The organism is Desulfomonilaceae bacterium (assembly GCA_041662605.1).
Lineage (GTDB): Bacteria > Desulfobacterota > Desulfomonilia > Desulfomonilales > Desulfomonilaceae > CAJBEZ01.
On record JBAZSD010000036.1, the window covers coordinates 1 to 24946 of the forward strand.

Sequence of the window (24946 nt, forward strand, 5' to 3'; positions counted from 1 at the left end):
CCTATTTCTAACGTTTTGTCAATAGGGTATTAAAAATAGACGTGATATCGCGCGATTAGAAAAACGTTAAAAGTTCCAGTTCACCGAAATCTAACCCCATACAGGGGGCTCCGGCTGAACGATTACAGGCTACAGAATATAGCCGGAGCGTTTCATCTTGAACCGTTTGGGTCCAGGACATTTTTTGTATCGAAAATTGGATCTGACAAAACAAAAAATTCTCGTTACAGGCGCTGATGGATTTATCGGGTCACACCTCACTGAAGAACTGGTCCGGGCGGGCTATGATGTTCGCTCTTTTGTATTCTACAACTCTTTCAACTCCTGGGGTTGGCTGGATCACTCACCACCGGAAATCCGAGACCAGTTGGATGTGTTCGCTGGGGATATTCGTGATCCTTACGGCGTGCGTGAATCGATGCGGGGTTGCGATGTTGTCTTTCATTTGGCCGCTTTGATTGCAATTCCATATTCATATCATTCACCCGACACTTATGTTGACACCAATATGAAGGGAACGTTGAACGTGCTTCAGGCTGCTCGTGAACTTGGAGTTTCAAGGGTACTTCATACTAGTACTAGCGAAGTTTACGGAACCGCTCGATTCGTACCGATAACAGAGGACCACCCTTTGCAGGGGCAATCCCCGTATTCCGCAACCAAAATTGCCGCGGATCAACTAACCTATTCTTTTTATGCGTCTTTCGGATTGCCCGTAAGTATTGTTAGGCCTTTTAATACCTATGGTCCACGCCAATCAGCCAGGGCCGTATTGCCTACAATCATTACACAAATAGCCAATGGAGTTCGGAAACTGAAATTGGGATCGATTCACCCGACTCGGGATTTCAATTATGTCAAGGATACGGTAAGAGGTTTCATCGCTGTGGCATCCTCCGAGGAGGCGATTGGAGAAGTGATCAATATCGGCAGTAATTATGAAATTTCAATTGGAGATTCAGCAAATCTAATTGCCGAAATTATGGGGGTAGAGATAGAAATCGAAACAGACGACAAGCGATTGCGTCCATCCAACAGTGAGGTTGAACGTCTATGGGCGGATAATACAAAGGCTCGTGAAGTCTGCGGATGGGAGCCCGAATATGGCGGTCTTGAAGGGTTCAGGCGTGGCCTTATAGAAACAGTAGATTGGTTTACTGATCCTACAAACCTCTCCAATTATAAATCAGGTATTTACAATATCTAACTTTCTTACTGATACAAGTGCCAACTTCTAAAGAATTAATTGCAAAACGCATTCTTGAGACCGTCCGCCAGGTCATTCCCTTGGGACATGGACCAGTTGCTCTTCACGAGCCTGAGTTCAGAGGCAACGAATGGAATTACTTGAAGGAATGCATCGACACAGGCTGGGTCTCATCAGTCGGCAAATTTGTGAATCGATTCGAACACATGTTGTCAGATTATACTGGCGCAGCACATGCAATAGCTACTGTCAATGGCACAGCGACGCTACATGTCGCTTTGCTTCTTGCGGGAGTACAGCCAGATGACGAAGTTCTGATTCCAGCGCTGACGTTTATTGCTACGGCCAACGCTGTCGCTTATTGCGGAGCGACACCACACTTTGTAGACAGTGCCTATGACTCTCTTGGTCTAGGCCCGAAAGCGTTGGACGAGTATTTGAAAAGTATCTCTGAACCAAAAGATAATTCGTTGATCAATCGAGTTACTGGTAAGACAATCCGGGCCGTTGTTCCCATGCACACGTTTGGTCATCCCGTTGACATGGATGGTTTGTGTGAAGTTTGCCAGAAATACTCACTGACAATAGTGGAAGATGCCGCCGAATCACTCGGTTCAACCTACCACGGGAAACATACGGGTCGATTCGGACGAATCTCTGCCCTAAGCTTCAACGGCAACAAGATCGTCACCACAGGTGGTGGGGGCGCCATTCTGACTGACGATCCAGAACTTGCCCGCAGGGGTAAACATATTACAACTACTGCGCGGATACCTAACCGATGGGCGATAAGCCATGATGAGATCGGTTTCAACTATCGAATGCCTAATTTAAATGCGGCGCTTGGCTGCGCTCAGCTTGAGGCGCTGCCGGAATTTCTCTCCCGCAAGCGGCGATTGGCAGAACGATATGAAGAAGCGTTCGACGGGATTGAAGACGCTACTTTTGTATCCGAGCCGGTCGGAACCAGAAGTAATTACTGGCTTAACTCAATCCTTTTGTCGGAAGACGTTGCGCACACAAGAGAAGATGTATTAGAATGTTTGAATGACGAAGGTATTATGGCCCGGCCATGTTGGACTCTGATGCATCGGCTTCCCATGTATCAGAATTGCCCACGAGCGCCATTGCCTGTAGCGGAAGACATTGAGCGACGATTGATCAATTTGCCGAGTAGCGCAAATTTGGCATGAACGATTCATATCGAAAAATTTGTGTTGTAACCGGCAGTAGAGCTGAATATGGTCTGCTTCAACCTGTGATATCAGCTCTAAACTCAGACGAACGTTTTGAGATGCAGTTGATAGTGACAGGTATGCATCTATCTCCGGAATTTGGTTACACGGTTTCGGCAATCGAAGATGACGGTTATGAAATCGCTGAGAGAGTTGAATCATTGATTTCCGGTGACACCCCAGCGGCAATAACCAAATCGATCGGGCTAGGGGTGATAGGGTTTGCCGATGTTTTCCGTCGATTGACGCCGGACTGGCTCCTTATATTGGGTGATCGATTTGAGGTGTTCGCAGCAGCACAGGCAGCGTTGGTTGCAAACATACCGATCGCTCATATCGCTGGGGGTGACACCACAGAAGGCGCTTTCGATGAAGCCATAAGACATTGCATAACCAAAATGGCTCATCTGCATTTGGTTACCAATGAACTGTCGGCAAGACGTGTTCGTCAACTTGGGGAAGATCCTAAGGCGATTCACGTAGTAGGCAGCCCGGGCATAGATGCTATCCACGAAATGAAGTTAATAGACCGTGAAGCCCTTGAAAAAGATCTCGGGATAACCTTCAAGAAGCGTAACCTGCTCATCACTCACCACCCAGTGACTCTCGATCCCAGTGGTTCAGCCCAGGAACTCGAAGCTCTACTCTCAGCGTTAGACAATTTTGGAGATGAAACCGGTCTGTTTTTTACCAAAGCAAATGCTGACACATCTGGAAGGACCATTAATCGCGTTGTCGAAGACTGGGTTTCTACAAGATCAAATGCGGAGTTGTTTACGTCGCTCGGGTCGCTCCGGTACCTCAGTCTTATGAATGAGGTGGATGTTGTTGTTGGTAACTCATCCAGCGGTCTATATGAAGCTCCATCATTCCATACGCCAACTGTCAATATCGGTGATCGACAGCGTGGTCGGTTGTCAGCCGGCTCAGTGATTCACTGCGAGGCTGAACCGATGTCTATACATGCATCAATTAACAAGGCGTTCGAATTGGATGTTTCGCAGGTGGAAAATCCTTATGGTGACGGGCACTCTACGCAGCGGATAATCGAAGCGATCGCAGCAGTGAATGATCCTAAAAAACTTCTTAAAAAACGTTTCCATATGACCTCAAGCTCTTGATATGCACAGACGTTCATCAGAAAAGACTTTCATAATTGCCGAGGCTGGTGTTAACCATAACGGATCGCTTGATATGGCTTGCGCTCTTGTCGATGTGGCGGCTGCGGCTGGCGCAGACGCTGTTAAATTTCAGACTTTCAAAGCCACGGAAGTCATAAGTCGATATGCGCCAAAGGCTTACTATCAGCAGCTAACTACCAGCGCCAAAGAGAGCCAGTTGGAGATGGTTCAAAGACTTGAGCTATCTGAAGCTGACCACCGTATACTCATCAATCACGCTAAGACGAAAAAAATAGAATTCTTATCGACTCCATTTGACCTACCGAGCCTTCGATTGCTTACCGATCGTTTTCGGCTGTCCACAATAAAAATCCCTTCTGGCGAAATCACCAACGGTCCGTTCCTGCTTGAAATTGCAAAGACAGGTAGGAATGTCATCATGTCTACGGGCATGAACACACTCGGAGAAGTGGAGGCTGCGCTCGGTGTTCTAGCGTTTGGATACACCGCTACCATCGACCAAGATCCATCATTAAAAGCTTTTGCTTCAGCATTCGCGTTTGACGTCGGACAGTCTGCATTGCGTGAGTATGTCTCTCTGCTGCATTGTACAACAGAATATCCCGCTCCTTACACTGAAGTCAACCTCAGGGCGATGGACACCTTAGCGAATGCTTTTGGCCTGCCGGTGGGGCTGTCCGATCACACTATGGGTATTCATATTCCGATAGCTGCGGTGGCACGAGGCGCTAAGATCATAGAAAAGCACTTCACGCTAGACAGGTCACTTCCAGGTCCGGATCATGCGGCATCGCTGGAACCCACTGAGCTTGAAGAAATGGTCAGATCCATTCGAGAAGTTGAGATGGCTCTTGGCGACGGCGTAAAACGACCGACAGATTCTGAAATGAAAAATAGAGATATTGTGCGAAAGAGCCTCGTTGCGGCCAAACCCATCCTGACTGGGCAGGTAATAGACAAGGGAGATATTGCCATCAAACGGCCAGGGACGGGATTATCTCCAATGTGTTATTGGGATTATATTGGAGTAAAATCTGACCTGGATTACTCGGTCGATGAGATGCTGGCTTAATGAAGTTGCCCGTAATTGTAATTGGAGCTGGAGGCCACAGTAAAGTAGTGGCCGATGCTCTTCGGACGTCTGGACGAATCGCTCTCGGTTTTCTCGAGGCTAATCTTGATCTGCATGGAAGAATAATTGACGGGCTTAAAGTGCTGGGTTGTGATGACCTACTTTTAGATTATCCCCCGGAGACAATTAATCTTGCAAACGGAATCGGCTCAACAGTATCAACTGAAGCTCGACGCACAGTTTATGAACGGCTGAATCGAGGTGGTTACAAATTTGAAACTGTTTACCATCCGTCCGCAACCATTGCGCAGTCGGCACAGATTTTTTCAGGTGTACAAATAATGGCAGGCGGGGTGATACAACCAGGTGTGATCATCGGCGAGAACACAATAATTAATACAGGGGCCATAGTGGACCACGATTGCATAATTGGTAAGCATTGTCATATAGCCCCAGGAGTAGTCCTTTCCGGAGAAGTTCAGGTGGGTGACGGCTGTCATATTGGCACAGGCGCTGACGTCATTCAGGGTTTAAGCATAGGCGCAGGATCGCTTGTGGCAGCTGGAGCAGTGGTTATTCAAGATGTTCCGCCTAATACTTGGGTGGCGGGAGTGCCAGCGCGAATTATGGAAATAATATGAAGCATTGGGAATCCGTTCTTGTGTCGCCAAACACATGTCTAAGAGACGCTATGGCCAAGATTGACACTGAGGCAACCAAAATGGCTATTGTGGTCGATTCAGAGAGATACCTACTGGGTACAGTAACTGATGGAGATATTCGACGAGGTCTGCTTTCCGGAATGCAGCTAACCGATCCTGTTGAGCGTTGTATGTGCCAGACCCCTACGACAGCGCGGGTTGGTGAATCCAGCGAGGCAATCTTGTCAAAAATGCGGAAACTAGGTCTACATCAGGTGCCGATTCTGGACGAACGAGGCTGTGTTGCAGATCTTGTATTAATCAAAGATTACTTGTTGATACCTGAGCGAAAAAATTGGGTGGTCATAATGGCGGGGGGGCCAGGTACTCGCCTTGATGAATTGACTCGCAATACACCCAAGCCAATGTTGCAAGTTGGTGACAAACCATTACTCGAAACCATAGTTTACGGATTTGTCAAACAGGGCTTCCGCCACATTTGGATAGCCGTGAACTATCACGCCGGGCAGATCGAAGACCATTTCGGAGATGGTAAGCAGTTTGGGGCAGTAATACGATATTTGCGTGAAGCGAAGCGACTTGGCACCGCCGGAGCATTGAGTCTTCTGCCGCACGTTCCGGAACACCCTGTGTTGGTCACCAATGCCGACCTTCTATCCAATGTTGACTACGGCGCCGTGCTGGATCAACATGTCTCGGTCTCGGTCACAGCCACTATGGCTGTCAGAGAACACGAATATCAGATTCCATATGGCGTAGTTAGAACTGAAAAAGAAAATATTTTGAGACTTGACGAAAAACCTGTTCACAAAGTCTTAGTTAATGCCGGGGTATACGTGTTGTCACCAGAAGCAATCGCTTGCGTACCGATCGACACCTTTTTTGATATGCCGGAGCTATTTGAAATTCTGATAACCAAGGGGAAACAGGTACGGAGTCACTTAGTGGATGGGTACTGGCGAGACATCGGTTGTCATGAGGATTTCTGTAAAGCCAACTCGGATTTCCATGAGGTGTTCCGTGATTCAAAACAATAAATTTTTAGCGGTTATTCCAGCTAGGGGCGGGTCCAAGGGCGTGCCGAGAAAGAATATACGTGAAATCGCTGGAAAACCTCTTATTGCGTACACTATCGAGGCAGCGAGATATTCTAGGTATCTGGACAAGATAATTGTTTCAAGCGAGGATGAAGAAATTTTAAACGTAGCTAAAGAATGGGGCGCAGAAATTCTGGTTCGACCGGCGGAACTTGCACAGGACGATACCCCAGGGATTGAGCCCGTATTGCACGCTATAGGCGTATTTTCTGGGTACGACTATGTCGTCTTGCTTCAGCCCACCTCCCCGCTTCGAACTACAAATGATATCGAGGCCACAATTGATCAATGCTTGTCACATCAGGCTCCTTCGTGTGTATCAGTTTGTGAATCTCAAGAGACCCCGTATTGGATGTTTACATTCGGACCCGATATGAAACTGACTCCATTCATGCCGGGTTACACGCGAACTCGGCGGCAAGATCTACCTCCAGCTTATTTACTTAATGGGGCTGTCTATGTGGCTGAGATCGAATGGCTGGTCTTAAAAAAAGATTTCTTAGCTAACGACACCGTAGCTTATGTGATGCCTGTGGATCGCTCGCTTGACATCGACACCGAAAATGATCTCCAATCATTTCATAAATGCTTGAAGAAGGATAAAGATGCTTTCGTATCCACGTAACCGGGAATTTGCCATCAATCCGTATGCACAAAATGACGCGCCGTATGAAACGTTTTATGGTCTCCCACACGATGTTCAATTTTGTAAGAAATGTGTAATTTCTAATCAAAGGCCGAATTCCGCAGTCGAATACGCACACACAAGAGACAGTCAGAAAAAGACAATTCACTTTGACCAAGAAGGTGTATGTGATGCATGTGGGGTCGCCCAACAAAAACATAGCGAAATAGATTGGCCTGACAAAGAGAGAGAGTTGCGTGATCTTTGCGATCGTTTTCGGAGAAAAGACGGCGCTTATGATTGTATAGTACCAGGGTCGGGCGGCAAGGACAGCTTTTATGCAGCCCACATGCTCAAATACAAATATGATATGCATCCACTAACCGTCACCTGGGCCCCACACATCTACACAGACTGGGGTTGGCGGAATTTTCAAAGTTGGATTCATGCTGGTTTAGACAATTTCCTTCTAACTCCCAACGGCCGTGTTCACAGGTTGTTGACGAGGCTGGCGGTGGAGAATCTATTTCACCCATTTCAACCATTCATGGTCGGTCAAAAGTCATTGGCCCCCAAAATGGCCATTATCCATAAAATCCCATTAGTGTTTTATGGAGAGAACGAAGCGGAATATGGCAATCCTATCAAGGATATTAATTCATCCGAAAGAGATTGGTCCTATTTCACCGCTCAAGATAAAACAGGAATCTATCTTGGCGGCGTCTCTTTAACTGACTTGAGAGATTTTTTTGGGGTTGCGGATTATGAACTGCAGCCCTATCTTCCAGCAGATCCGGAACAAATCCGGGAAAAACAAATTGAAGTGCATTATCTGGGATACTATTTGAAATGGCATCCACAGAGCTGCTATTATTATGCAGTTGAACACGGCGGTTTTCAGGCCTCTCCAGAAAGAACTCCGGGCACGTACAGTAAATACAATAGCATTGACGATCGCATTGACGATTTTCACTATTATACTACTTTTATCAAGTTCGGCATCGGTCGCGCTACCTACGACGCAGCACAAGAAATTCGCTCGCGAGATATAACCCGTGAGGAAGGTGTGGCCCTTGTGAAACGCTTCGATGGAGAGTTTCCTGAGCGATTTGCAGACGAAATTTTTCGCTATCTGAGTATGCCATCGAAAGACTACCCTCAAGCATCCAAAATGTTTGAACAGCCGATTGTAAACCGTGAGTATTTTATGAGGCTAGCTGATACATTCCGATCCCCACATCTGTGGAAATTTGAGGATGGTGAATGGGGGCTACGCCATGCGGTTTGGCATTCGGAACATTTATTAGCATGAGAAAGATTCGCTTAATTCCGCGATTAGACATCAAGGCTCCAAATCTGATTAAGGGTATTCATCTCGAAGGACTTCGAGTCATAGGGGATCCACGAGAATATGCCAATCGATATTATGAGCAAGGTGCCGATGAGCTGATATATATGGACATTGTCGCAAGCCTTTACGGTAGAAATAACCTCCATGACATCGTACGTCGAACAGCGCATGACATATTTGTTCCCATAACTGTGGGGGGAGGGGTGCGCTCGGTCGACGATGTTAAAGATATTCTTCGATCCGGCGCAGATAAGGTCGCTATTAATACTGCCGCAACCCTGCGTCCCAAATTGATTTCCGAGGTGGCCCACAAATTTGGATCCCAGTGTATGGTTCTTTCGGTGGAAGCTAAAGCCCGAAGCGAAGGGCGTTGGGAGGTTTACACTGACAATGGACGGGAACATACTGGTCTAGACGTTTTAGAGTGGGTGATGCGTGGAGTGGATTTGGGCGCTGGGGAAATTATGCTTACTTCAGTCGATCGCGAGGGAACGCGCTCCGGATTTGACTGTGAGTTAGTGCAGGCTGTTGCCGACTCCGTGCCTGTTCCAGTTATTGCCAGCGGTGGAATGGGTAGTATTCATCACATGATTCAGGTTATTCGGGAAGGTCACGCAGACGCGGTTGCCATGGCCGACATCTTACACTACAATCGCTCATGTATTCCTAAGATCCGCTCCGCCGCTCTAGCCGAGGGCATGAATGTCAGAGAAGTATGACTAGTGAAGTAACCGTTGTTGATTACGGTCTGGGAAATCTTTTCAGTGTCGGCAGAGCATTGGAACGTTGCGGGGCGATGGTCACAATTTCAGATAACCCTTTAGTCATCTCCAAAGCTCCAAGACTGGTGTTGCCTGGGGTAGGCGCTTTTGCCAACGGCATGCTAGGGCTTATTGAGCGGAGGCTGGACACTGTAATCCGGGATTATACGGCATCGGGGCGTCCATTACTGGGTATATGTCTCGGAATGCAGTTGATGGCCACCATGGGTGAGGAATTTGGTCAACATGACGGGTTGAACATCATACCTGGCCGTGTCATAGCCATCCCGAAAGTAGGTACCAACGGATTGCCGCACAAGATCCCCCACATTGGCTGGGCGGCTCTTGAAATACCGCCTGAGCGAATTGACTGGGAAGGCACGATCTTGGCAAACACATCCCTTGCGGACAGTGTGTATTTGGTTCACTCTTATCAATTGCTTCCAGATGATAACAATCATAGGTTGGCCGATTGTCGCTACAATGGCTTGAAAATATCCGCTGCAGTGCAATTTAATAATGTTGTTGGGCTTCAGTTTCATCCTGAGAAAAGTGGTCGAGTGGGACTGAATATTCTTGACTTGTTCCTAAAAACCTAGAAAAAAGTTTAACTTAATGAGGCATATAATGAAGCCCTTTTACATTGATCGATTTCTTGTAGCCGAAGATGAACCACCAATTTTTTTGCCGGACATAGGGACTTTTTTCAATCAGGACATGGAAATTGCCAGGAATCTTGTGAAAAAACTCAAGACCTCTGGTGTGCAGCTAATAAAGGGCGAAATACTTCATGATGCTGCAATTTCCTCGAATAATGACACATCAGAAACATACCTATCAAGAAATCGTGGAGTGGTTAAAGAGCGCTATCGTGATCTCATAGAACGCAAAGTTGTGTCTCTATATGAATATGAGCTACTATTTAATTACTGTAAAACAGAGGGAATGGGGTTTGTACTTTCCGTGTACGACTTTGTTGGCGCAGAATTTGGCAAACATATCGGCGCATCAGCCTTGAAGGTAGCATCATCAAATATTGTGCATCAGCCGCTTATAGAATTTGTGGCAAGACTCAAGTTACCCATGATAATTGATACTGGTAAATCTACTCTCGAGGAAATTGCTCGGGCCGTAAATTGGGCTCAGGATGCTGGAGCCGAGATGATCATGATTCAACATAGTCCGGAGGCGCCTCCTGCACCCATTGAAAACCATAATTTAAGAATGATCTCAACTCTCCGAAAATTATTCGATTACCCTATTGGATTATCTGATCATCATGCTGGCGAGGAAATGTTATATGCTGCGATAGCGCTAGGCGCAAGTGCCGTCGAAAAGGGTGTTTGTCCGGATGAGCATAAGGCTGACCAGGACACCTATCATGCCATGCCAGTTAGCCAGGTTTCTGAAGTTGTAGAAAAATGCCGCCGAATACATATGGCCCTAGGTTCAGGAATGAGATATCTCCGACGCGACCGAACAAAATATACTTCTCGAATGGGGCTTGTGAGCGCTGCTAATCTTATAAATGGAGATCGCTTAACCTTGTCAAATGTTAGTTTTGCTTTTCCTGCAGAGGGCGTTCCAGTCGAGCATTGGGGCATAATAGAAGGCTGGATAATAAGACATGAAATACCCGCTGGCAAACCCATTCAATGGCGTGATGTTAAACCACCAACTTCCTAGAAAACCAGCATTTTCATCCTTGCGGCCTCAGGGTCAGTCTCTGAAAGAAATAAACGATTCAACAGCGTTGAATATCAAATCGGTAATGGGGCCGGGTACCATATTGCAGATCTCAGAAGCTGGATGTAGTAATGACACGCATTATATCCATAGGGACCATGACGGATTCTGCACATTCCTGAAATTTGTGTCAGACCATGAATTGAATCGTCATCTTGAATCAGATTTGATGGCCAGACACGTGAACGCCAGAGGCGTGAGGTCCAGCATCCTTTTACCTGAGTTTCCCTGCCAAATTGCAGACGGCAGATTCATTCTTGGATACACCTTCTTTGATTGTCGATTTGCTAGGGCTGTTGAAGATGACATTAGGAGTGTCGGAGAAGTTATTGGGCAAATGCACGATGCATTGCTCGATCTTCCGAGCAAAAACACAATGATTGAGCGTACACGAGATAGAATTAACATGTTAGATACAAGAGCAGCGTTAATTCTAAAGGGTTGCAATTATGGCCCCAACCCTATCATGCTTAGAACCTTGATCAGACGAGAATTCTCTACATGGAGACTTATTATAAATTCAGATCAAGGCCAACCCACACATGGGGACCTGAATTATACTAACATAATTTTCCCGTTGGATGATTCAACTCCAGTCGTGTTGGATTTCGAAGACACCATGATTTCATGGTTTGAGCCTGCAGTAGATGTCTCAATGGCTTTAGAAAGGTTCGTTCTGTCTGCTCCAGTAGATTCTGAAACCGCTTTTCAACTTGGCAAGGCGCTACTTGACGCTTATCGAAAAACTAGAAGAAGTGATGCAACAGTTTTCACTTATTCCCTAGCAGATTATTTGCGCATACTATCTATGCGCTCTCTGCTAACCCTGGCAGAGATGGAAAGCCGGGGCAAGGACATGGAATGTAGCGAGTGGAGGAAGTTTTTTTCACTCTATGTTTCGGCACTGAGGAATGTTTCATTGCTGAATCGTCTGCAAATGTAGTCCAGGGAAAAACCTTAAGTGATGACTTTCCGCCTTCTACTTTCATCCAGAGATCCGGGCGCCGCACATCACATGTCAGAAATCGCTTTGTTCTTTTCAAGATCACCAGAGTATGAAATTCACTTTGTCGCATCACATCCAGCAATAGACATTATTAGGGGAAAAGGATTGCCCGTAAAGTCAGTCAACGCTCCTTCCATTGATACACCATCATGCGCAGGGGCCGGAGACCTTCTCAGGGAGGCAAACGAATTGATTTCAGAGGTTCGACCCCACGCAATTCTTGTAGGATTATCAGGTCCTGGGATCGGTATAGACGAGGCGCTAGTGTTTTGCGCTGGAGATTGTCCAACATATGCGATCCAGGATTTTTGGGGGGATGTAAACCTAGGTTTCGGGGCAATACCAAAAACTTTTTTTGTGATGGACAAGGAAGCAGCATATCATACCCAGCAACGGGTCGATTCAGATGTGATCGTGGTTGGGTCACCCAGACACTCGCGGATGGCGAGACAAATTTATAATCATGATTTTGGGGAGATTAGTCATAAGCACCACATTGAGGAGACAGGGTTTTCCTTACTCTTTTGTGGGCAGCCTCTTTGGCATTTGAATGGATATCAAAATACGCTGAGTATCCTAGCTGCCTATTTGCATAAATCAGAATTTCGCGGAACAATATATTATAGACCGCATCCAAAAGAGAACAAATCAAATTGGCTGAAGGCTGTAGAGATTTTTGCCCGATATGGTCTCAATTCGAGCGTTGATGAACCCTTTTCCCTAGAAAGATCTCTTTGCAGAGTTGACTTAGTTTGTACCTGTTTTTCAAATTGCGGTATTGATTTGGCTTATCTTAACCGCTGTTCCCCTTTGCCACTGGCAGGTCTAATCTATATTTTGTTCGACGATGAAGTGTATAGCTGTTACAAAAATTATTCAAAACTAACACATATTCCTATTGCAGAGATAGGATCAGCCTTAACCGTAACTTGTCGCACATTCCTATTGGATAATTTAAAGAAGGCCTCTGCAGAAGATTGGCGATCTTCTGCTTGGAATTCGGCAAAAACCTTCTTGCCAGATCCAGCTAACTCATTGAACAAAATTTACAATCAATTGCGTTTTGATCTAAACAACCGTGTCAATCTATAAATCTGCGCAATCAAATGAGTCAAACTGTAAGTTCGAAGTATAGGGGCAAAGAAATTTATACGAAATCAGACCATCACTCTATTAAAGAAAATTTTAAAGAACTTGGCAAGGTAATAGCAGAGAAGATTAAATGCGGATCAATTTCTAAAAGTGGGAAAGCATTAGATGTGGGTTACGCGACTGGAGCATTGATAAAACATTTGATGAATAGATTTCCAAAAATTCAGTTTACCGGTTTGGACATCTCGAAAGAGTTGATAGAGATTGCTCAACAAAAGGTTCCCGGAGCATGTTTCGAAGTAGCCTCCGTTATGGAGCTGCCGAAAGGTTATGGGAATTCCTTTGACATTGTTTTGTGTATCGGAGTTCTGGGGATATTTGACGAGCCTGAAGCGAAACAAGCCTTAAATAATTAATCGAATGCACGCGGCCAGGTGGGGTAATCTACGTTTTTAATCAGTTCAACGAGATTGACATCGATGTGATTGTAAAACACAGATTAGTTGGATGGGACGGCTGGGGTAAGGCCTGGAACATTTATAGTTATTGGACAGTTGGTGACTGGATTAAGGGAAGAGTCAAGTCGCAACGATTCATCGATTTTAGCATGCCTTTCGATCTACATCCTCAAGATAATCCTATTCGTACTTGGACCATAGACATGGCAGATGGTAATAGACGACTGACCAATGGACTAAAACTATTGGTTGATCTGAGGTTTCTGGAAATCGTGGTTTGAGATTGAGCCTATTTAGAGGTAAAATATGAAAATTCTCTTTTTTTCGCCCTACTCCGGTATTCGGGTGCATGCATATCCTGAGGCTATTGTGGCCATGTCCCTGAAACGTAAAGACTTAGAGATAGTCTACATGTCGTGTCGGGGTGTATATTCTCTCGGATGTTATGCAATGGCTGCACACGGCGCTAGTCATGATACAGAAATAGTGCAACGCCAGAAAATATGCGCCAGATGCATTCACTACTCGAATTTTCTAAATAAGGCTCTTGGTATTGAGAGATCTTTCATCGAGGATTACTTAGACAGCCATGACTACGCGCAAATCGAATCATTGGTTGCGCATGAATCAGCAAAGAACGCTTTGAATCTATTTTTTGACGGCCTTCCAGTGGGACGCTATGCGCTGCATGAAACACTACTCAATTACAAGTTAAATGATTTAGGGCAAATCGACCAGGATTCTGAATCAGACTACATTGTGAAATTACGCGGCGTCGCGACAACCCTGCTGGCTGCAAACAAATTTATACAAACGCATAAACCAGATAGAATCGTAATGTATAATACCAATATATCCACTAATTTTGCCTTGATGAACCTTGCCGAAAATAACGGGATACCAGTCTACGGGTTACACGCGGGCGGGAATATGGGCAAATTTTTACAAAGCCTATATGTTTATCGAAAGGACGATTGGCAGGCCCTTAGATCTCTGATTTATGAGTTTGAAAGAGGTTTGTCAGAACAAAGTTGTGATGAAGTAAGTATTCTAGATGCGATAAAACACGTTGATGCGCTTGTAGCAGCAAAGGAAGTCTTCGTTTATTCCGCGCCAAAGTCAAAAAATACACCAGATATCAGGAGCATATATAACATTGACGGAGACAAGAAAATCCTTCTGGCAACATTGAGTAGTTATGACGAAATTGTCGCAAATCAGATGATTGGTGTAATACCCACTGTTAAGCTCCTTTTTCAGACGCAGATAGAGTGGATACGGTTTTTGATTCAGACTGTAAAACTTCGTCCAGACCTTTTTCTTATAATTAGAATACATCCTCGCGAGTTTCCTAATCGCCGTGATTCACGGACTTCTGCTCATGCAATTCAATTAAGAGATGCGCTAAACAACTTACCCGACAACGTGCGCATAAACTGGCCCGCCGACAATATCTCACTATATGATGTTGGGTTACAATCTGATGTCGTTCTGAACGCTTGGTCAAGCGCTGGTAAAGAGCTTGCTCTATTTGGGATCCCCGTGGTCCTGTACCAAAAAGATATATTGCTTTATCCATCAACGATTAATTTTATTGTTGAGACTGAAGACGAGTACGTTCGCATTATTGACGTCGCAATTGAAAAAGGAGTTTCGTCTGAAGTAGTTGTGGGGGCATTCCGTTGGCTTGCGCATCAGTATACCTTTAAAACTATCAATATTGAAGACGCTGTTAATTTTGACGCTCAATCGAGGAACATAATTACTCGTTTATTAAATAAATTTTCTAAAGTGATAGGATCTTCATTTCATTATAGGGAAGATCTTCGTAATCTTAGAAAGCCATTCAAAGAATCAGAAAAATTTTACCAAGCGATAGTCGAGCAGAAAGATATCCACGACATCCAGTTTAGAGAAAGATGTGTTATTGATCCTGACTCTGAAAGACGTCTCATAGGAGAAACACTGAAAAACATTAAAGGTATCAATTACAAACTTCTTCTTGAGTTGGGGATCTCAGAGACCGAATTGATAAATAAGCAAACAAATTAAAAACTTGAAGAATATTATCCTGAAAATTCTGCGAAAAACCGGGATTGAGGTAATAGGTTTAAGTCGTCGTCCAGCATTGGATGGTATGGAAAACCGCTTTTCGTATCAATCCAAGCTTTATAATTTCGACATTAAACCAGGAGAAGAGGTTTTAGATGTCGGTAGTGGAGGTGATCCATTTCCTTATGCAACTATGCTAGTGGATCTTCATACACAACCCACAAATCATCGAACTTCTGAACTAATAACCCATGGAAAACCATTTGAAATAGCTGATATCAATCACCTGCCGTTTGAAGATAAATCCTACGATTTCGTATACTGTTCTCACGTCCTAGAGCACGTCTATGATCCTATTCGAGCTTGCGCCGAATTGGTAAGAGTCGGTCGTCGGGGATATATTGAAACTCCTTCCCTGATGACGGATGCTTTGTTTTGTTGGGCAGAGGGGATGCACAAGTGGTTTACCGTGGTAATTGGAAATCGTCTAGTGTTTTTTGAGTATGACCAAAGGCTGATTCAAGGAGTTAGGAATGGTTATTGGCAGGAGTCTGTATTCTCAAAAAGACACCACCCACTCCAGGACGTCTTTTTCAAGAATCAGGAAATCTTCAACAATGCTCTCATGTGGAAAGGTTATTTTGAATGCACGGTCTTTCGACAAGACGGCTCTGTAAAGAATAGTGATGTCGAACATTCCCCCTAAACTTCGTCGTAGGAAATGAAACAGGACCACAAGATACCTGTAGTGCTTTTCGCTTATTCCCGGCCTGACCACCTGAGTCAAACTCTAGATTGCCTGCAGGCAAACCAAGTTCCTCTGATATATGCGTTTAGCGACGGTCCAAAAGGCGAACAAAACGCCGCCAAGGTCAACGAAGTTCGAAAAACTCTCAAAGCCATTGACTGGTGTGAAGTCAGGCTCTTCGAGCGGAACACCAACTTTGGATTAGGGCGCTCGATCCTCACCGGTGTGACCGAGGTATTGAGTAAACACAACGCAGCGATAGTATTCGAAGATGATCTGGTATGCGTGCCAGGGACCTACGACTATCTTTGTTCAGCCTTGAAAGCTTACAGAGATGATGAACGGGTCATGAGCGTGACAGGTTGGACACATCCTTCTGTTACCCCAATTGACGTTAGAGATCAGCCGTATTTCGACGGTCGTGCCGAATGCTGGGTGTGGGGTACCTGGGCCAGAGCCTGGCAAGGGATGGAAACGGACGCAAAGACCCTAATGAAAAGATGTAAGGCTGAGGGAATAGACATCTATAAGTATGGGGCTGACCTTGTAAGTATGGCCGAGGCAGAGTTGCGACAGAACATCTGGGCAGTCAGGTTTTTATACTGGCACGTTCTGAACCGTGGAGTATGTCTACGTCCGCCGTGGAGTATGGTTGAGCATGTTGGTTGGGGCGATCACGCCACAAACGCAACGGATGCAGGGGTTTGGGCCAGTCCACTGCTAGAAATTTGCCCACCACTCCCTGAAAGCTGGCCTGAACCGTTCGAGAACCTGGAGTGCAATAAGCTATGGAAAACTATCTACGGCGGTAGGCCGACCATTCCAAAACGTTTCTACCATCTTGCTCGCCATATGGTTTCTGGCCTTCATCAATACATGCGGAACAGAATTAAGGCTGGACCGTGATTTGGTGAACAACGATGCTGGAAGCCAGGTATTTAATCGCTTTCTGGACAAAAGCTTTATCAGGTCATTGAACGACCTGTATTATTCGCCGGCAATAAAATTAGCCTAAGAAGCTAACACCCATAACATGCTGACTATTTTCACAATTCCTAAACCATTTGAAGGTCATACATCGATCATTCAGAGGAACGCTATCCAAAGTTGGCTGCAACTTAGGCCGAAATGCGAGGTAATTCTTTGTGGTCGGGATGACGGAGTAGCCACAGTTTCAAAAGGGTTTGGGGTGCAACACATTGCTGATGTCGCTTGCACCGTGTATGGTACGCCTTTATTGAGTTCAGCGTTTAAGCAAGTACAAGATGTGGCTCAACATCGACTAATCTGTTACGTTAACGCCGACATTATTCTCTTCTCAGACTTGCTGACAGCAATTGAACGAATTCCATTCAAACGGTTCCTGATGGTTGGGCAACGCTGGGATTTGGATGTAAAGACAGAGATTGATTTTGAATCCGTCGACTGCGCTAATGGATTAGCGAGCGAGTGCAAGTCACGCGGAGTCTTGCACCCAGCTTCCGGGAGCGACTATTTTGTGTTTCCAAAGGGTAGTATTGGTGAATTACCCGATTTTGCAGTTGGACGTCCCGGGTGGGACAACTGGCTCATTTACCGTGCCAGAGCATTGGGACTACCGTTAGTTGATGCGACTGAAGCGGTAACCATAATCCACCAGAATCATGACTATGGACACGTTCCGAAGAGACGCGGTGACACTTACGATGGACCTGAGGGCGACGAGAATCTCGCTCTCGTAGGGGGCTCTGAAAAAAAGTTTATCTTGTTGGATGCTACGTGGCTATTGACACCAAAAGAGTTGGTACCGGCACGGACTTTTAAGCACCTGCTTAGGGTCATGTTTTTATGGATTGCGCTTCACCTACGGCTATATCCCTTACACCGTAAAATCAAAAGAGCGCTTGCTTTTCTAAAGCGCTTTCCAAATGCGTTACCTGGCTGAATTCAACCTTTGTTTGGTCAAAATTAACGGCCCACCCACAACTATGAAATCTACTATTCCTGTAATTCTGTTCGCCTATGCTAGGCCCGATCACTTACTAAGAACAATAGACTGCTTGAGGCAAAATAACGTTCCATTGATTTATGCTTTCAGTGATGGCCCTCGTACACCACGAGACGCTCCTGCGGCTGCTGAAGTACGGCGAATCTTGCGCTCGATTGACTGGTGTAAACTGAAGCTGTGTGAACGGGAAACCAACTTAGGGCTTGGTCGGTCGATCCTAACCGGCGTAACGGAAGTCCTAAACAAACATAATGCGGCGCTTGTTTACGAAGATGACCTTGTGTGCGTGCCTGGAACCTATACCTATCTTTGTGAGGCATTAAAGCGCTATAGGGATGATGATCGGGTGATGAGTGTAACCGGTTGGACGCACCCCATCATCACGCCGAGTGATATCAAAGACCAGCCCTATTTCGACGGTCGAGCAGAATGCTGGGTATGGGGGACATGGACAAGGGCATGGCAAGGCATGGCCACCGACGCGAAATCACTCATGAAGAGGTGCGAACGCAATGGTATCGACATCTATAGATATGGCGCCGATCTTGTCGATATGGCTAATATTGAGGTGCGGCGCAACATCTGGGCAGTGCGTCTCCTTTATTGGCACATCTTAAACAACGGACTGTGCCTACGTCCTCCATGGAGTATGGTTCAGCATATTGGCTGGGACTCTCGTGGAACAAACGCTCTGGATCCTGGGATATTGGCTGCCCCTCCACTCAGGGCTTGCCCACCAATTCCGTCTCAATGGCCAACTCCAGCGGAAAATTCGGAGTGCGCTCTATTACATCAAAAGGCTTACGGCGGAAGACCAGACATTCCGACGGCTATTTACCGTTTTTCTCGGCGCATGGCTGCGGAAGTAGTGCGATTCATCTCGTTAAGATAAAGATACAAGACAACATACGTGAATCTCAAAGAAAAGATTAAGCTATTTGCGCCACCTTTTTTGATCGACCTCGCCCGGCGTTTGCAGTCGGAACTGTCGAGCAGGGCAGAATGGGAATACATCCCGGAAGGTTGGGATTATGCCAGATCGCATCCTGAAATAAAGGGATGGAACGTACAGGATGTTCTGGAGGCCTACCAGCAAAAATGGCCTCAATTTGTCGCTATGATAAATGGCGCTGGGCCACTAGGATTGACCCACGAATCGAATCTGGACTCTGATCAAGACATTATCAGCCATAACATCATGATGTCGTTTGCCTACACCCTGACACTGGCGAGCCGCATGAAAGAACGAATCTCTGTTTTGGATTGGGGCGGCGGTATAGGTCATTACTATTTACTGGCGCGGACACTATTGCCGGAGGTGGAGATAGATTACCACTGTAAGGATGTGCCGATCTTGTGCCGGCACGGGACTCAACTGTTTCCGAAACAGCATTTCTACGAAGACGAGAGCTGTTTGGGAAACACGTATGATTTTGTTGTGGCGAGCACGTCGATGCATTACACAGAGGACTGGAGTTCTCTATTGCTTAAATTGGCTCAGGCCACATCGGGTTATCTATACATAGCCAACCTACCAATAGTAATGCAAAGCTCGTCCTTCGTGTTTGTTCAACGCCCGTATCGGTACGGCTACAATACGGAATATCTTGCCTGGTGTCTGAATCGAAATGAATTGCTACGAACGGCGGAACGTGGAAATCTAACACTGATACGTGAGTTCATAGGGGGACACAGGCCTTATATTAAACAAGCGCCCGAACAGAATTTATATCGAGGGTTTCTCTTTGCAGTGACCCCAGAAAGAGGACATGAAACGAGAATTAAATAACGTTCTAAAGACATTTAGCATTGAACCAGTGTTAATAGATATCGGCGCATCCGGTCAGCCACCGGAATTATGGGAAGCAATCGCTAGTCAATCTCTTTACATCGGTTTTGATCCGGACCTTCGTGAGATGCGGGATATTCCCGGTGGGAAGTTCGCACGCACAATTATACTTAATGAAGCTGTTACGAGCAATCCCGAACAAACCGAAACCAAATTTTACCTCACCCAGTCTCCGCACTGTTCTAGTACTCTCCCACCGGATAACGAATCGTTGGCGAATTATCTGTTCAGTGACCTATTTGCTGTACAGAAAGAGGTTTCTGTAAATGCTTCATCGCTTAATGCGGCGATCGATCGACTGGGTTTGAAAGGAGTCGACTGGTTCAAGACTGACTCTCAAGGTACTGATTTACGGCTCTTCCAGAGCCTTGATGATAATCTCCGAAATCGAGTTCTAGCGATTGATATTGAGCCGGGTCTTATCGACGCTTATCAAGGAGAAGATCTTTTTATAGATGCCCACCGTGCGTTGCTAGGGCAGGGTTTTTGGCTTTCAAAATTGGATGTGAAGGGCACTGTACGGCTGAAACGAACTACGTTTCAAGCCGTTGTCAAGCGTCATCCCAAATTTACAGATACGCTGGTTTATTCCTCAGTTCAGGCAAGCCCCGGGTGGTGCGAAGCGAGTTATTTGAGAACACTTGCATCGATTCAGGAGCGAGACGCTCAGTCACGAGACTATACGCTGCTGTGGGTCTTTGCTATGATTGAAAAACAGTGGGGTTATGGACTGGACATCGCATTAGCCTATGACGCTCAATTCGGACCGGATGATATTTCAAAGCAAATGAGTGAGTTCCCACTCAAACAAATATATCGTAATAATAGAAATTTTAGGACCCTTGCAAAGAGACTGCTTCCTGAACCGGTTAAAAAATTGCTAAGAAAGTTGATCCCACAATAAAAATCTTGCCAGCCTTTTCTGCAATCTCCCAGGTCCAGTAGAATAAAAACTGAGCGCAAAAATTCTTGGAAGGAATCACTCATGAATTCCCACGGGTGGGGTAACAATAAAAAAGGCCCTATTGTACTGGTTTCTCGGCCTATCGCCTATACTTTTCCGCTTTCTTACGCGTACCTCGCAGGATATTTGCTCCAACAGGGAGAAGATGTCCGAATCGTCTTCAAAAGAAACGACAATGCTGATTTGATAAGACAGATTATGGAAATGGATCCTTTGCTAGTCGGTTTTGGTAGTCTTTATCCTGAGTTGCGTGAGGTTGCCCATCTAATTGACTTGCTTGATAAAGCAGGCCGGCGCTTTCCTACAGTAATTGGTGGCCAGATGGTGAGCCCTATCCCGGAATTTGCGGTCGAAATATCTGGCGCAGATTTTGGGGTTATTGGGGAGGGAGAGATCATTTTGTCCGATCTAGTTCGTTCCCTCAGGGAGGGGAACGATTCTTCAGACTTACCAGGACTCGTGATTCGAAACGGCAAAGAGATTGTGTCTAATGGACCTGGGCCGTATATTCAAGATCTGGCACAATTGCCGCCAGTGCCTTATGAGCTATTTCCTGTCAATGAATGGCTGAGAGTGGGCAAATGGTATAGCTTGAATTATCCACAACCTCACTGGCGCCATCAGGATCGCGTAATAAACGTGCATGGTGGGAGAGGATGTCCTTACAGATGTAACTTCTGCTATCATCACAGCGTACCGCGATACAGACCAATTCCCCAAATGTTGGATGAAGCCCAATTGGGGCTTGAACGCTTCAATGCAAATATGCTCTATTTTTCAGACGATCTGGTTCTGGCTACTCCCTCGCGTGCATTGCAACTTGTCAACGGGCTTCGCCAACTTGGAAAATCAGTCGACTATTCGGTCTCAACAAGATTCGATATCCTCAATCGACTCGATGATAATCTGCTAGAGGCAATGAGAGAGACTGGTTGCCGTATCATGGGCCTCGGGATAGAGTCTGGATCAGATCGAATCCTGAAGCTAATCGGTAAGAACTGCACATCGACCGAAATATTGCATAATCTCGGTCGACTGAAAAGAGTTGGAATCTTGCCCACAGTTTCCATCATGGTAGGACAATTTACCGAAACCGTTGAAGATGTCGAGGCGTCGATCAAGCTAATGATTGAATCGATTCGTGACAATCCCAACATACAGTATGCATTCACGATAACAACACCGTTCCCCGGATCACCCTTGTACGAATACATTCTCAAGAATGGCCTCGTGAAGAATAACCACGATTTCTACGAAAGATATTTTTCTGGTGACGGGCACTGGAATATGGTGGTCAATCTCTCAAAGATGACCAATGAAGAAGTTTTTGCCATGTATAAAAAGATAAACACGCTCTATCTTCTCGAGAAAAAGAAATGCTTGGGTCACGCAGTGAACACGCTATTGCTAGGCAGAAGAATATTCAATCGAGTTAATCGGTTCGTGGAATCTAGGTTGTTACAACGCTCGGAGACTTCGCTGCAATCACCCAGAATTGCAAACACATACTACTCTTTTCAAGAAAAATTCTGTAATAGCGTTCAGAATTTAGATCTACGCCTCCGTGGCCTCCAGAACTGATCATTTAGGGCTACCAATCACTGATTCCAAACAGAGTTAATAACCAAGTAATATTTGTTTCATTTGTAGGCGCCATGAGAAGTTGTTTATCTGTTTTTAATGGAAAAAAGATTCTGGTAACTGGAGGGCTAGGTTTTGTGGGTTCTAATCTGGCTCGCCGTCTATTAGAGATAGGCGCACACGTCACTCTGGTAGACAGTCTAATACCAGAGTATGGCGGCGGTCTATACAACGTTTCAGAGATAGCTGAACAGGTCAAGATTAATATTTCCGATGTGCGTGATGCTCACAGTATGCGCTACCTGGTTCAGGGGCAGCATTACCTTTTCAACCTTGCAGGGCAAACTAGTCACATGGATTCTATGCAGGATCCGGAGACAGACCTGGAGATCAATTGTAGGGCCCAGCTCTCTATTCTGGAAGCTTGTCGACATTACAATCCGGACATTAAAGTGGTATTTGCGAGCACCCGCCAGATCTATGGGAAACCGGATTATCTGCCCGTAGACGAGAAACACCTACTGCGCCCGGCCGACGTAAATGGAATCAACAAAATGGCGGGAGAATGGTACCACATCCTTTATAATAATGTATACGGCATTCGAGCTTGCGCTCTTCGCTTAACTAACACCTATGGTCCCCGAATGCGGGTGAAAGACGCGCGCCAGACCTTTCTGGGTATCTGGATCCGGCTATTAGTAGAGGGCAAGGCTTTTGAAGTTTGGGGTGGGGAGCAGTTGAGGGATTTCACGTATGTGGACGACGCAGTCGAGGCGTTTTTGATGGCGGCCTCTCGTGAGGACGCAAATGGCCAGGTCTTTAACGTTGGCGCCTGTGAGGTAATTTCTCTGAAAGGCTTGGCAGAACTGTTGGTCGGCAGTAATGGCGGCGGAAAATTTGAGATCAAGACTTTTCCTGACGATCGAAAGAGGATCGACATCGGTGATTACTACGCTGATGACCGAAAAATTCGCTCAGAGTTAGGTTGGGAACCCAAAGTAAACCTGAAGGACGGGCTTGCCAGAACACTGGAATATTACCGACGTAATTTGGAGTATTATCTGTGAGCCACCTTGGTCGGCCCTTGATTGTGCCTCAGTGTAACCCCAAGGCTGGATATCTGGCCTACAAGTCCGAAATTGACGAAGCAATTAAGAGGGTACTCCAAAGCGGCTGGTACATTCTAGGTCAAGAGGTATCAGCCTTCGAGCGGGAGTTTGCAGCCTATTTGGGTGTGAACCATGCCACAGGGGTCGGCAACGGCACCGACGCGCTGGAACTGGCATTAAGAGCCTGTGACATTGGGCCTGGAGATTTGGTCTTCACTGTCTCCCACACGGCTGTGGCCACTGTAGCGGCGATTGAGTTGGTTGGGGCAATACCTGTGTTGGTCGACATTGATCCCAAGACGTTCACCATAGATCCTAGTAGCCTGGAAGAGGCCTTGAACCAGCCGCCAGCGGGGACTCCAAAGGCTGTTATCCCCGTCCATTTGTACGGTAACCCGGCAGACATGCCCGCAATTCTTGAACTGTCTCGTCATCATGGGCTAAGGATCATAGAAGACTGCGCCCAGTCACACGGGGCGACATTCAATGGCAGGATGACCGGATCTTGGGGGGATATTGCCGCGTTCAGTTTCTACCCCACAAAAAATCTAGGCGCACTCGGCGACGGCGGCATGGTGGTCACCAACGACGATCGCCTGGCCGAGCAAGTCCGACTGTTAGGTCAGTATGGCTGGCGCCAACGCTACATAAGCGATATCCCAGGTGGAAATTCAAGGCTGGATGAACTTCAGGCTGCTCTTCTGCGAGTCAAGTTAAGGTATCTCGAATCCGAAACGATCAGGCGTTGTGAGATAGCAAAGTTATATGACACTTGGTTGGTCAATTCTGGTCTTTCTTTACCTGTTGCTAGAACTGGCGCAAGACACGTTTACCATCAATATGTGGTTCGATCCTCAAGAAGAAACTCACTTGCTAAGTACTTGAAGCAGGAAAGCATCAATACTTTAATCCACTACCCTGTGCCGGTTCATCTACAGCCAGCTTATTTGGGACGTTTGCCCAATGTTGTGAGATTACCGCATACCGAACAAGCGGCCAGGGAAATATTAAGCGTGCCGATGTATCCACAACTAACCGACGAACAAGTTAGGCATGTCTGTTCTACAATTGTTAAATGTAAGCAACATGTGGGCCTCCCCTAATGTATTACTTTTGTACATATTTCGATCAACACTATCTGACCCGTGGTCTGACTCTTTACCGATCACTTCGGAACCACTGCCCTGAGTTTAAACTCTGGG

24 protein-coding genes are annotated in these 24946 nt (G+C 46.0%); all 24 read left to right on the forward strand.

Going from position 1 to position 24946, the window contains the following annotated elements:
- The first annotated feature begins 157 nt into the window (after positions 1-157).
- The 24 genes from WC647_18455 to WC647_18570 all read left to right on the forward strand — a co-directional run bounded on the left by WC647_18455 (position 158) and on the right by WC647_18570 (position 24847).
- The gene (locus WC647_18455) at positions 158-1207 is read left to right on the forward strand and encodes an NAD-dependent 4,6-dehydratase LegB (GenBank protein MFA6224286.1); all 1050 of its coding nucleotides are present in this window, start codon (positions 158-160) and stop codon (positions 1205-1207) included.
- 17 nt (positions 1208-1224) lie between these two features.
- Positions 1225-2400, forward strand: a complete 1176-nt coding sequence (locus WC647_18460) for a LegC family aminotransferase (GenBank protein MFA6224287.1) — start codon at positions 1225-1227, stop codon at positions 2398-2400.
- Complete coding sequence (neuC, locus tag WC647_18465; GenBank protein MFA6224288.1) at positions 2397-3563, forward strand: UDP-N-acetylglucosamine 2-epimerase; 1167 nt, start codon at positions 2397-2399, stop codon at positions 3561-3563. Before WC647_18460 ends, neuC begins: the two co-directional genes overlap by 4 nt.
- A 1-nt stretch (position 3564) precedes the next feature.
- Positions 3565-4656, forward strand: coding sequence for an N-acetylneuraminate synthase (gene neuB, locus WC647_18470; GenBank protein MFA6224289.1), 1092 nt, complete (start codon positions 3565-3567; stop codon positions 4654-4656).
- Positions 4656-5297, forward strand: a complete 642-nt coding sequence (locus tag WC647_18475; protein ID MFA6224290.1) for an acetyltransferase — start codon at positions 4656-4658, stop codon at positions 5295-5297. Before neuB ends, WC647_18475 begins: the two co-directional genes overlap by 1 nt.
- 50 nt (positions 5298-5347) lie before the next feature.
- Complete coding sequence (locus WC647_18480) at positions 5348-6355, forward strand: nucleotidyltransferase family protein (protein MFA6224291.1); 1008 nt, start codon at positions 5348-5350, stop codon at positions 6353-6355.
- On the forward strand, positions 6339-7040 hold the full coding sequence (locus WC647_18485; protein ID MFA6224292.1) for an acylneuraminate cytidylyltransferase family protein: 702 nt from the start codon (positions 6339-6341) through the stop codon (positions 7038-7040). The genes WC647_18480 and WC647_18485 overlap by 17 nt, the downstream gene beginning before the upstream one ends.
- Complete coding sequence (locus tag WC647_18490; GenBank protein MFA6224293.1) at positions 7021-8352, forward strand: N-acetyl sugar amidotransferase; 1332 nt, start codon at positions 7021-7023, stop codon at positions 8350-8352. The genes WC647_18485 and WC647_18490 overlap by 20 nt, the downstream gene beginning before the upstream one ends.
- Complete coding sequence (locus WC647_18495) at positions 8349-9110, forward strand: imidazole glycerol phosphate synthase cyclase subunit (protein ID MFA6224294.1); 762 nt, start codon at positions 8349-8351, stop codon at positions 9108-9110. The genes WC647_18490 and WC647_18495 overlap by 4 nt, the downstream gene beginning before the upstream one ends.
- Entirely contained in the window at positions 9107-9751 is a 645-nt protein-coding gene (gene hisH, locus WC647_18500; protein MFA6224295.1) for an imidazole glycerol phosphate synthase subunit HisH, read from the forward strand. Before WC647_18495 ends, hisH begins: the two co-directional genes overlap by 4 nt.
- A 28-nt stretch (positions 9752-9779) precedes the next feature.
- Entirely contained in the window at positions 9780-10838 is a 1059-nt protein-coding gene (locus tag WC647_18505; GenBank protein ID MFA6224296.1) for an N-acetylneuraminate synthase family protein, read from the forward strand.
- Positions 10780-11841, forward strand: a complete 1062-nt coding sequence (locus WC647_18510) for a phosphotransferase (GenBank protein ID MFA6224297.1) — start codon at positions 10780-10782, stop codon at positions 11839-11841. The genes WC647_18505 and WC647_18510 overlap by 59 nt, the downstream gene beginning before the upstream one ends.
- 252 nt (positions 11842-12093) lie before the next feature.
- Entirely contained in the window at positions 12094-12996 is a 903-nt protein-coding gene (locus tag WC647_18515; protein ID MFA6224298.1) for a hypothetical protein, read from the forward strand.
- Positions 12997-13010: 14 nt separating this feature from the next.
- On the forward strand, positions 13011-13412 hold the full coding sequence (locus WC647_18520) for a class I SAM-dependent methyltransferase (GenBank protein MFA6224299.1): 402 nt from the start codon (positions 13011-13013) through the stop codon (positions 13410-13412).
- Between the two features lie 348 nt (positions 13413-13760).
- Positions 13761-15506: a hypothetical protein gene (locus WC647_18525; GenBank protein ID MFA6224300.1), complete on the forward strand. Its 1746-nt coding sequence runs from the start codon at positions 13761-13763 to the stop codon at positions 15504-15506.
- 85 nt (positions 15507-15591) lie between these two features.
- A complete protein-coding gene (locus tag WC647_18530) occupies positions 15592-16212 on the forward strand; it encodes a class I SAM-dependent methyltransferase (protein ID MFA6224301.1) in 621 nt (206 codons plus the stop codon).
- Positions 16213-16227: 15 nt separating this feature from the next.
- Complete coding sequence (locus tag WC647_18535; GenBank protein ID MFA6224302.1) at positions 16228-17160, forward strand: hypothetical protein; 933 nt, start codon at positions 16228-16230, stop codon at positions 17158-17160.
- Positions 17161-17287: 127 nt separating this feature from the next.
- Positions 17288-18178 (forward strand): hypothetical protein, encoded by an 891-nt coding sequence (locus WC647_18540; protein MFA6224303.1) that lies wholly within the window; start codon positions 17288-17290, stop codon positions 18176-18178.
- The gene (locus tag WC647_18545) at positions 18162-19133 is read left to right on the forward strand and encodes a hypothetical protein (protein ID MFA6224304.1); all 972 of its coding nucleotides are present in this window, start codon (positions 18162-18164) and stop codon (positions 19131-19133) included. Before WC647_18540 ends, WC647_18545 begins: the two co-directional genes overlap by 17 nt.
- Before the next feature lie 18 nt (positions 19134-19151).
- Positions 19152-20030 (forward strand): methyltransferase domain-containing protein, encoded by an 879-nt coding sequence (locus WC647_18550; protein MFA6224305.1) that lies wholly within the window; start codon positions 19152-19154, stop codon positions 20028-20030.
- Positions 20011-20994, forward strand: a complete 984-nt coding sequence (locus WC647_18555; protein ID MFA6224306.1) for a hypothetical protein — start codon at positions 20011-20013, stop codon at positions 20992-20994. The genes WC647_18550 and WC647_18555 overlap by 20 nt, the downstream gene beginning before the upstream one ends.
- 81 nt (positions 20995-21075) lie before the next feature.
- Positions 21076-22635, forward strand: a complete 1560-nt coding sequence (locus WC647_18560) for a radical SAM protein (GenBank protein MFA6224307.1) — start codon at positions 21076-21078, stop codon at positions 22633-22635.
- A 74-nt stretch (positions 22636-22709) separates the two neighbouring features.
- Positions 22710-23702, forward strand: coding sequence for an NAD-dependent epimerase/dehydratase family protein (locus WC647_18565; protein MFA6224308.1), 993 nt, complete (start codon positions 22710-22712; stop codon positions 23700-23702).
- On the forward strand, positions 23699-24847 hold the full coding sequence (locus WC647_18570; protein MFA6224309.1) for a DegT/DnrJ/EryC1/StrS family aminotransferase: 1149 nt from the start codon (positions 23699-23701) through the stop codon (positions 24845-24847). The genes WC647_18565 and WC647_18570 overlap by 4 nt, the downstream gene beginning before the upstream one ends.
- The last annotated feature ends 99 nt before the right edge of the window (positions 24848-24946 follow it).